General features: G+C 61.9%; 11 protein-coding genes and 1 pseudogene. 11 read left to right on the forward strand and 1 reads right to left on the reverse strand.

What is annotated here, in order from left to right; translation table 11 throughout:
- The first annotated feature begins 153 nt into the window (after positions 1–153).
- The 9 genes from rpsE to rplQ all read left to right on the forward strand — a co-directional run bounded on the left by rpsE (position 154) and on the right by rplQ (position 6,343).
- Positions 154–717 carry a 30S ribosomal protein S5 gene (gene rpsE / locus EN750_RS08625; protein ID WP_006333394.1) on the forward strand — a complete coding sequence of 188 codons (564 nt, stop codon included), beginning with the start codon at positions 154–156 and terminating at the stop codon, positions 715–717.
- Positions 718–741: 24 nt separating this feature from the next.
- Positions 742–939 carry a 50S ribosomal protein L30 gene (rpmD, locus tag EN750_RS08630; protein WP_006205449.1) on the forward strand — a complete coding sequence of 66 codons (198 nt, stop codon included), beginning with the start codon at positions 742–744 and terminating at the stop codon, positions 937–939.
- A gap of 22 nt (positions 940–961) precedes the next feature.
- Positions 962–1,438: a 50S ribosomal protein L15 gene (gene rplO / locus EN750_RS08635; protein ID WP_013531434.1), complete on the forward strand. Its 477-nt coding sequence runs from the start codon at positions 962–964 to the stop codon at positions 1,436–1,438.
- 192 nt (positions 1,439–1,630) lie between these two features.
- Positions 1,631–2,971, forward strand: coding sequence for a preprotein translocase subunit SecY (gene secY / locus EN750_RS08640; protein WP_027038734.1), 1,341 nt, complete (start codon positions 1,631–1,633; stop codon positions 2,969–2,971).
- Positions 2,968–3,564, forward strand: coding sequence for an adenylate kinase (locus EN750_RS08645; RefSeq protein WP_013531436.1), 597 nt, complete (start codon positions 2,968–2,970; stop codon positions 3,562–3,564). Before secY ends, EN750_RS08645 begins: the two co-directional genes overlap by 4 nt.
- Before the next feature lie 210 nt (positions 3,565–3,774).
- Positions 3,775–4,143, forward strand: coding sequence for a 30S ribosomal protein S13 (gene rpsM / locus EN750_RS08650; RefSeq protein WP_013531437.1), 369 nt, complete (start codon positions 3,775–3,777; stop codon positions 4,141–4,143).
- Positions 4,144–4,304: 161 nt separating this feature from the next.
- Positions 4,305–4,694: a 30S ribosomal protein S11 gene (gene rpsK / locus EN750_RS08655; RefSeq protein ID WP_006205444.1), complete on the forward strand. Its 390-nt coding sequence runs from the start codon at positions 4,305–4,307 to the stop codon at positions 4,692–4,694.
- Between the two features lie 102 nt (positions 4,695–4,796).
- Positions 4,797–5,807 (forward strand): DNA-directed RNA polymerase subunit alpha, encoded by a 1,011-nt coding sequence (locus EN750_RS08660; RefSeq protein ID WP_023812081.1) that lies wholly within the window; start codon positions 4,797–4,799, stop codon positions 5,805–5,807.
- A gap of 104 nt (positions 5,808–5,911) precedes the next feature.
- The gene (rplQ, locus tag EN750_RS08665) at positions 5,912–6,343 is read left to right on the forward strand and encodes a 50S ribosomal protein L17 (RefSeq protein WP_013531439.1); all 432 of its coding nucleotides are present in this window, start codon (positions 5,912–5,914) and stop codon (positions 6,341–6,343) included.
- Positions 6,344–6,365: 22 nt separating this feature from the next.
- Here the strand turns inward: rplQ and EN750_RS08670 are convergent, their stop codons facing one another.
- Positions 6,366–7,016, reverse strand: a complete 651-nt coding sequence (locus tag EN750_RS08670; RefSeq protein ID WP_145967502.1) for a hypothetical protein — start codon at positions 7,014–7,016, stop codon at positions 6,366–6,368.
- Between the two features lie 138 nt (positions 7,017–7,154).
- Between EN750_RS08670 and EN750_RS08675 the strand changes: the two genes are divergently transcribed.
- Together EN750_RS08675 and EN750_RS40555 are read left to right on the forward strand one after the other, a co-directional pair.
- A complete protein-coding gene (locus EN750_RS08675; protein WP_127396166.1) occupies positions 7,155–8,642 on the forward strand; it encodes a DegQ family serine endoprotease in 1,488 nt (495 codons plus the stop codon).
- 48 nt (positions 8,643–8,690) lie between these two features.
- Positions 8,691–8,835, forward strand: a pseudogene (locus EN750_RS40555) (replication-associated recombination protein A); the annotation flags it as partial.

Below are 8,835 nucleotides of genomic sequence, written 5' to 3' on the forward strand. Positions count from 1 at the left end.
TCTAAGCATAGTCCCGAAAAGTTGCAGACTTTTCGGATAGGGATTATGCGAAGGAATTGATTTCGCCCCCGGTGACCGTTTCCCGATTTATTCGGGGCGAGGCACCGGATCTTATCAGCAACCGTGCTTCCGGAAAAAAACAAGGAACAGGATATGGCACAGGAACGTAGGGATGGCGGCCGCGGCCGCGATCGTGAAGAACGCGATGACGGCATGGTGGACAAGCTCGTCCACATCAACCGCGTCGCCAAGGTCGTCAAGGGCGGCCGTCGCTTCGGTTTTGCAGCACTCGTCGTCGTCGGTGACCAGAAGGGCCGTGTCGGCTTTGGTCACGGCAAGGCGCGCGAAGTGCCGGAAGCCATCCGCAAGGCAACTGAATCGGCCAAGCGCGACATGATCTTCGTGCCGCTGCGCTCGGGCCGTACGCTGCACCACGACGTCGAAGGACGCTGGGGTGCTGGACGCGTGCTGCTGCGCGCCGCCAAGCAAGGTACCGGCATCATCGCCGGTGGCCCGATGCGCGCTGTCTTCGAGACGCTCGGCATGCATGACGTGGTCGCCAAGTCGATGGGTTCGTCGAACCCCTACAACATGGTTCGCGCCACCTTCGACGCGCTGAAGAGCCAGATGCATCCCAAGGATGTGGCTGCTGCTCGCGGCATCAAGTATTCGACCCTTCAGGCCCGCCGCGGCACCGCCGTTGCGGCTGAAGAATAGTCGATCTGACCAGGGATTTTGACCATGGCCAAGAAAGCAACCAAGACCATCACCGTTGAGCAGATCGGTTCGCCGATCCGCCGTCCGAAGGAACAGCGCGCGACGCTGGTCGGCCTCGGCCTCAACAAGATGCACAAGCAGCGCACGCTGGAAGATACGCCCTCCGTGCGCGGCATGATCGCTGCCGTCCAGCATCTCGTCCGCGTCGTGGACGAGGGCTGAGCCAGAGCGCAGGAGAACTCAGATGAAACTCAACGATCTGCGTGACAAGGACGGCGCGACGCACTCCAAGAAGCGTCTCGGCCGTGGTATCGGCTCCGGCTCCGGCAAGACCGGCGGTCGCGGCGTCAAGGGCCAGAAGGCGCGCTCCGGCGTCGCCATCAACGGCTTCGAGGGCGGCCAGATGCCGCTCTACCGGCGCCTGCCGAAGCGTGGCTTCAACAACATCTTCGCCAAGAGCTTCACCGTCGTGTCGCTGGCCCGCATCCAGGTGGCCATCGACGCCAAAAAGCTCGACGCCAAGGCGACCGTGACGGCTGAATCGCTGGTTGCCGCCGGCGTCATCCGCCGCGTCAAGGACGGCGTGCGCATCCTCTCGGACGGCGAGATCAAGGCGAAGCTCGCCTTTGACGTCGCCGGCGCCTCCAAGGCCGCGATCGAAAAGATCGAAAAGGCCGGCGGTTCGGTCAAGCTGCCGCAGGAAAAGGCAGCTGCCGAGTAACGGCAATTTGAAGCGCGATCGGCAGGAGTGGGATCCGTTTTTGCTCACGATTGCGCTTTGATCTGCTCAACGAGGCGGCCGCGTCAACGCGGCCGCTTGCATGTTTAGAGCCCGGAGCTTATCTCGTGAGCTTCGGTGAAACGCGCCGCCTGACCTCAGGGCCATCAAGCGTTACCAAGCGGAGAATCAGGCATGGCTTCGGCTGCTGAACAATTAGCCTCGAATCTGAATTTCTCGGCCTTCGCCAAGGCGGAGGATTTGAAGAAGCGCATCTGGTTCACGATCGGCGCGCTGCTCGTCTATCGCCTCGGCACCTACATCCCGCTTCCCGGTATCAATCCCGACGCCTTCGCCCAGGCCTTCTCTTCGCAGAGCAAGGGCGTGCTTGGCATGTTCAACATGTTCGCCGGCGGCGCCGTGCAGCGCATGGCGATCTTTGCGCTCGGCATCATGCCTTACATCTCCGCCTCCATCATCATGCAGCTGATGACTTCGGTCATCCCGTCGCTGGAAGCGCTGAAGAAGGAAGGCGAACAGGGCCGCAAGGTCATCAACCAATACACGCGCTACGGCACGGTGCTGCTTGCGCTGGTTCAGGCCTATGGCATTTCTGTCGGTCTGGAAGGCGGCAACGGCATCGTCAGCGATCCCGGCATGTTCTTCCGCATCTCGACCGTCGTCACGCTGGTCGGCGGCACCATGTTCCTGATGTGGCTGGGCGAGCAGATCACCGCGCGCGGCATCGGCAACGGCATTTCGCTGATCATCTTCTCCGGCATCGTCGCCGGCCTGCCGCACGCCATCTCCGGCACGCTGGAGCTTGGCCGCACCGGCGCGCTGTCGACCGGCCTGATCCTGGCGATCATCGTGCTGGCCGTCGTCGTCATCGCGCTCATCGTGTTCTTCGAGCGCGCCCAGCGCCGCTTGCTGATCCAGTACCCGAAGCGCCAGGTCGGCAACCGCATGTTCCAGGGCGATACCTCGCATCTGCCGCTGAAGCTCAACACGTCGGGTGTCATTCCGCCGATCTTCGCGTCGTCGCTGCTGTTGCTGCCGGCCACCGTCGCGGGCTTCTCGCAGACGGCCAACATGCCGGCCTGGGCCAGCACCATCCTGGCCGCGCTCGGCCATGGCCAGCCGCTCTACATGGCATTCTATGCGGCGATGATCGCGTTCTTCGCCTTCTTCTACACTGCGATTGTCTTCAACCCGAAGGACACCGCCGACCAGCTCAAGAAGCATTCAGGCTTCATCCCGGGTTATCGACCGGGCGAGCGCACCGCCGATTACATCGATTACGTTCTCACCCGCATCACCGTCGTCGGCGCCATCTATCTGGTGCTGGTGTGCCTGTTGCCGGAGTTCCTGATCTCGGCGACTGGCGTACCATTCTACCTTGGTGGCACATCGCTTCTGATCGTGGTCAGTGTCACGCTCGATACGGTTGCGCAGATTCAGGGGCACCTGATTGCGCACCAGTATGAAGGCCTGATCAAGAAGTCGAAGCTGCGCGGGGGGAAGAAAGCCAGATGAGGTTGATATTGCTTGGGCCGCCAGGAGCGGGCAAGGGGACGCAAGCACAAAGACTGGTAGAAAAACACGGCATACCCCAGCTCTCGACGGGCGACATGCTGCGTGCTGCCGTCCAGGCAGGCACCGAAGTCGGCAAGCGCGCCAAGGCGGTGATGGATGCCGGTGAACTGGTGTCCGACGCGATCGTCAACGCGATCGTCGCCGAGCGTATCGATCAGCCCGACTGCGCCAAGGGGTTCATCCTCGACGGCTATCCGCGGACCCTGGTGCAGGCGGATGCGGTCGAGCAGATGCTGTCGGATCGCTCCCAGGGCCTCGACGCCGTCATTGAGCTCGTGGTCGACGACAAGGCCCTGGTTGGCCGGATCGTCAAGCGCGCCGACGAGGCGCAGGCCGCCGGCCTTCCCGTTCGCAAGGACGACAACCCGACCGTGTTCGAAGAGCGCCTGAGGGAATACTACAAGAAGACGTCGCCGCTGATTGGCTACTACTATGCCAAGGGCAAGCTCCGCAGTGTCGACGGCATGGCCGATATCGACGCCGTGACGGAACAGATCGAAGCGGTGCTCAAGGACGCAGTGCGGGGAAATTAACGATTGCACTTGACGGAGGCGGTTCGCTGCGGTATGGCGGCCCGTCTTCCTATCAGGTATGAGCTTTGCTTGTCCGCAAGGGCAAGGCAGCCGCATTGAACTGGAAACTCCCGCATGGGCCGGCCTCCACCGGACGCGGGGCAACTTAAGACAGCGCCGTGCCCGCCTCGTTTTTGAGGATTGGCCGGCCCACATGGAGAAGGGAAGAACATGGCTCGTATAGCCGGCGTCAACATTCCGACCAACAAGCGCGTTGTCATTGCGCTTCAATACATTCACGGCATTGGCAAGCGGTTCGCCCAGGAGATCGTCGACAAGGTCGGCATCCCGGCCGAGCGCCGCGTCAACCAGCTGACCGACGCGGAAGTGCTGCAGATCCGCGAAACCATCGACCGCGATTACCAGGTTGAAGGCGACCTGCGCCGCGAAGTCTCGATGAACATCAAGCGGCTCATGGACCTCGGCTGCTACCGCGGCCTGCGTCACCGCCGCTCGCTGCCGGTCCGCGGCCAGCGCACGCATACCAATGCGCGCACCCGCAAGGGCCCGGCCAAGTCGATCGCCGGCAAGAAGAAGTAATTTTTTAGGGGAATAAGGGAGTAGGGGAGTAAGGCAGTAGGGAATGCCCGCCAGTCGGGTCGCACTTTTCCCTACTCCCTTACTGCCCTATTCCCCTACTCCCTTACGAAGGTGGAGCCGCTGGCATTACGGCGGTGTAGAGATCAACTGAAAGGACTATCATGGCCAAGGAAGCCGCTCGTGTTCGCCGTCGCGAACGCAAGAACATCTCGTCGGGCGTTGCCCACGTCAATTCGACCTTCAACAACACGATGATCACCATCACCGACGCGCAGGGCAATTCGATTGCCTGGTCGTCGGCCGGTGCCCAGGGCTTCAAGGGTTCGCGCAAGTCGACCCCGTTCGCTGCCCAGATGGCTGCCGAGGATGTTGCCAAGAAGGCCCAGGAACACGGCATGCGCATGCTCGAAGTCGAGGTCTGCGGACCCGGCTCCGGTCGTGAATCGGCATTGCGCGCCCTGCAGGCGGCCGGCTTCACCATCACCTCGATCCGTGATGTGACGCCGATCCCGCACAATGGCTGCCGCCCGCGCAAGAAGCGTCGCGTCTAAGCATTTACCGAACGCCGCGCGAGCGCCCTTGGGCGCTCCTCCGCGGCATTCCAGGTCGCCCGCCACGATTGGATGGTGGCGGGTCAACGGAAGGAAAGCATCATGATCCAGAAAAATTGGCAGGAACTGATCAAGCCGAACAAGATCGAGTTCTCGTCGAAGAAGAAGACGCTGACCACGCTGGTCGCCGAGCCTCTCGAGCGTGGCTTTGGCCTTACGCTGGGCAACGCGCTGCGCCGCGTGCTTCTGTCTTCGCTGCGCGGTGCGGCTGTTACCGCCGTGCAGATCGACGGCGTTCTGCATGAATTCTCGTCCATCGCCGGCGTGCGCGAGGACGTGACCGACATCGTCTTGAATATCAAGGAAATCGCCATCCGCATGGAAGGCGATGGTCCCAAGCGCATGGTCGTTCGCAAGCAGGGACCGGGTGCTGTTCTTGCCGGCGACATCCAGACGGTTGGCGACGTCGAGATCCTCAACCCCGACCACGTCATCTGCACGCTGGACGAAGGCGCTGAAATCCGCATGGAATTCACCGTCGACACCGGCAAGGGTTACGTGCCGGCCGACCGCAACCGCGCCGAAGACGCGCCGATCGGCTTGATCCCGGTCGACAGCCTTTATTCGCCGGTCAAGAAGGTCTCCTACAAGGTCGAGAACACCCGCGAGGGCCAGGTTCTCGACTATGACAAGCTGACCATGACGATCGACACCGACGGTTCGATCACCGGCGAGGACGCGGTGGCTTTCGCCGCCCGCATCCTGCAGGACCAGCTCGGCCTGTTCGTCAACTTCGACGAGCCGCAGAAGGAAGTCGCCGCCGAGGCCGTCACCGAGCTCGCCTTCAACCCGGCGCTGCTCAAGAAGGTCGACGAACTCGAGCTTTCGGTGCGTTCGGCCAACTGCCTGAAGAACGACAACATCGTCTATATCGGCGACCTGATCCAGAAGACCGAAGCCGAGATGCTGCGCACCCCGAACTTCGGCCGCAAGTCGCTGAACGAGATCAAGGAAGTCCTGGCGGCGATGGGCTTGCACCTCGGCATGGAAGTGCCGGACTGGCCGCCGGAAAACATCGAAGATCTCGCTAAGCGTTACGAAGACCAATATTGAGCATGAATTCCAAGGATGGGCGGCGTGGGCCGCTCGATCCGACGGTCATGCGGAAAACCATCAGAGGCCGCGGCCTCTTGAACAACTGAAGAAGGAAAAGAGCCATGCGCCACGGTTTCAAAGGCCGTCGCTTCGCCCGAAGCATTAGCCATCGCAAGTCGATGTTCGCCAACCTCGCCGTGTCGCTGCTCGAGCACGAGCAGATCGTCACGACCTTGCCGAAGGCGAAGGACCTGCGTCCGATCGTCGAGAAGCTGGTGACGCTCGGCAAGCGCGGCGACCTGCATGCCCGCCGCCAGGTCATTGCCCAGATCGGCAATGAAGGCGTCGTCAAGCGTCTGTTCGACACCATCGCGCCGCGCTACGCCAACCGCAATGGCGGCTATCTTCGCATCATGAAGGCGGGCTTCCGTCACGGTGACAACGCCGCCATGGCCGTCATCGAGTTCGTCGATCGCGACGTTTCGGCCAAAGGCGCCGGCGACCGCGCTCGCATCGAAGCCGAAAGCGCTGACGCGGACGCCGCAGCCGCATAAGGCTCGGTTTTCCCAAATGAGTTCAAAGGGGCCTGCGGGCCCCTTTTTTGTTTGCCGATGTTTGCTGTCCATCGGCCAGCGCCAGGTACTGGCTTCCGCTCAACAGCTTCCAATCGAATGCACCCGGTACCTCTTCAGTCTTCGGGTAAGGATATGAATAGATACTGTCGAGGACGGCTCGAGAATCGATTTTCGCCATCGCTTGCGACGGGGAGGAGGCCTTCAAATAGGTTTCGGCATCTTGGTTGCCGATGAAGTCGGCAGCCACATGAAAATTTATCTGAATCGGTCCGGCGCAGATGTTCATCCCGATGTCATGGCCGGATGCCGCGTAGAAAACCTTGGCCTGATCTGGAGTCCAAAGGCCGGCACCCAGGAACTCTGATGGCTTTGTCTTTCCGCTGAACCCGTCCAGGGAGAGTGCAAAGCGAGTGGTGAGAGCCTCCAAATCGCCTTTGAGGTAACTGGCCTGCTCAATTTGAAACCAGTTCATCTGGCGAGGCGGCGTGATATCAAAGGAAATTTCGAGCTTTCCGAACGTCCAGTAATCTGGATCGACATGCTCAGGCATGCCGAGCACTTCGACAATCTCGGCCATTGTCATGTCGGGGGAGATCGGCCCCAAGCTGCCGGTCTTCAAAAAGTCACGGAAAGACAGGAGTTGTTTTTTCATCAGGGCCACGAGGTTTTCGGTTTCAAGGTCAGCTGTAGCTGTTTTGCTGCCCAAAATAGTCGGATTTCAGCGGCTTAGCCTTTCATTTTGCACAATCGTCGGGACAATGCCCCCGAACTTGCCTTGGAGGATTCGCGAATGCGCGCCAGAAGACTGCCCCTTGTTCTGCTTTTCGCCATCATGGCGTTTGCGGCCGCACCGGTGGTCAGGCAGGCATTGGCCGAGGAGACGAAGACCGACCCCGGCCTGTCCGATGTGCTGACCGACCTGCTGCATGGCGTGGAAGGCGAAAACGCCACGGCTGGTCCCGACAAGCGCGTACCCTTCGGCCGCGAGGAGGTGCAATTGTCGTTTGCGCCGCTGGTCAAGCAGACAGCCCCGGCCGTGGTCAACGTCTATGCCTCGCAGACGGCCAAGGTCACGTCGCCTTTCGACGGCGATCCGTTCTTCGAGGAATTCTTCGGTCGCTCGCAGCCGCGTGCACAGTCTTCGCTCGGCTCCGGCGTGCTGGTCGATCCGACCGGCGTCGTGGTCACCAATTACCACGTCATCAAGGATGCCGACCGGGTCAAGGTGGCGACCGCTGATGGGCGTGAGTTCGACAGCAAGGTGCTGCTCAAGGACGAGACACTCGACCTCGCCGTGCTCAAGATCACCTCGGACAAGCCGTTTCCGGTTATCGCCATCGGCGATTCCGACGCGCTTGAGGTCGGCGACCTGTTGCTGGCCATCGGCAACCCCTTCGGCGTCGGCCAGACCACCACCAGCGGCATCGTCTCGGCACTGGCCCGCAGCCATATCGGCGTCTCCGATTCCAGCTTCTTCATCCAGACCGACGCCGCCATCAATCCTGGCAATTCCGGCGGCGCGCTGATCAACATGGGCGGCCAGCTGGTCGGCATCAACACCGCCATCTATAGCCGCAGCGGCGGTTCGATCGGCATCGGCTTCGCCATTCCCTCGAATATGGTCCGCGCTTTTGCCGACGCGGCCAAGGCCGGGCTCGACTTCTTCGAGCGGCCCTATATCGGCGCTGAGTTCGAAGCGGTGACGCCGCAGATCGCCGAATCGCTCGGCATGGAAAAGCCGACCGGTGCGCTGGTCTCGTCGGTCGAGGCGACAGGACCCGCCGGCAAGGCAGGACTCAAGCCCGGCGACGTGGTGCTGCAGCTCAACGGCAAGCCGGTCGAGAGCATCGAAGCGTTGGACTACCGGATGGCGACGCTGTCGATCGGCACCACCGCGAATTTCGCGGTTTTGACCAAGGGCCAGCAGGCGGCGATGGATATCGCGCTGGAACGCGCTCCGGAAGGCATGAAGGCTGCCGAGGTGACGCTGCATGGCCGCAGCCCGTTCTCGGGCGCCAAGGTCGCGGAGCTGTCGCCCCGGCTCGCGCAGCGGCTTGGCCTGCGCACGGACATCAAGGGCGTCACCGTGGTCGACATCAACCGCGATTCACCGGCCGCCGATTTCGGCTTCCAGCCGGGCGACATCGTGCGCGAGGTGAACGGCACCACCATCGATACCGCGGCGACCCTGGAGTTGGCGTCCAGGACGGATACGCGCTGGTGGCGCTTTACCGTCGAGCGTGGCGGGCAGATAATGCGTCAGGTGTTGCGTTATTAGGGCTGGGTTCCGTGCATTCGGGCTCATGCTCCAACGAAAAAGAAGTGCATGGCCGATCTGTTCAGCGTCGATGAACCGGAAAAGACCCCGCCTGGGCGGCCGCTGGCCGACAGGCTGCGGCCGAGAAACCTTGGCGAGGTCGTCGGCCAGCGGCCGCCCAGGCGGGGTCTTTTCCGGTTCATCGACGCTGAAC

This window comes from Mesorhizobium sp. M7A.F.Ca.ET.027.03.2.1, from assembly GCF_003999175.1.
Taxonomy (GTDB): Bacteria; Pseudomonadota; Alphaproteobacteria; order Rhizobiales; family Rhizobiaceae; genus Mesorhizobium.

What these genes read in the sequence shown, in the direction of transcription:
- rpsE (WP_006333394.1), top strand. Translation starts at nt 154, where the DNA reads ATGGCACAGGAACGTAGGGATGGCGGCCGCGGCCGCGATCGTGAAGAA.
- rpmD (WP_006205449.1), top strand. Translation starts at nt 742, where the DNA reads ATGGCCAAGAAAGCAACCAAGACCATCACCGTTGAGCAGATCGGTTCG.
- rplO (WP_013531434.1), top strand. Translation starts at nt 962, where the DNA reads ATGAAACTCAACGATCTGCGTGACAAGGACGGCGCGACGCACTCCAAG.
- secY (WP_027038734.1), top strand. Translation starts at nt 1,631, where the DNA reads ATGGCTTCGGCTGCTGAACAATTAGCCTCGAATCTGAATTTCTCGGCC.
- EN750_RS08645 (WP_013531436.1), top strand. Translation starts at nt 2,968, where the DNA reads ATGAGGTTGATATTGCTTGGGCCGCCAGGAGCGGGCAAGGGGACGCAA.
- rpsM (WP_013531437.1), top strand. Translation starts at nt 3,775, where the DNA reads ATGGCTCGTATAGCCGGCGTCAACATTCCGACCAACAAGCGCGTTGTC.
- rpsK (WP_006205444.1), top strand. Translation starts at nt 4,305, where the DNA reads ATGGCCAAGGAAGCCGCTCGTGTTCGCCGTCGCGAACGCAAGAACATC.
- EN750_RS08660 (WP_023812081.1), top strand. Translation starts at nt 4,797, where the DNA reads ATGATCCAGAAAAATTGGCAGGAACTGATCAAGCCGAACAAGATCGAG.
- rplQ (WP_013531439.1), top strand. Translation starts at nt 5,912, where the DNA reads ATGCGCCACGGTTTCAAAGGCCGTCGCTTCGCCCGAAGCATTAGCCAT.
- EN750_RS08670 (WP_145967502.1), bottom strand. Translation starts at nt 7,016, where the DNA reads ATGAAAAAACAACTCCTGTCTTTCCGTGACTTTTTGAAGACCGGCAGC.
- EN750_RS08675 (WP_127396166.1), top strand. Translation starts at nt 7,155, where the DNA reads ATGCGCGCCAGAAGACTGCCCCTTGTTCTGCTTTTCGCCATCATGGCG.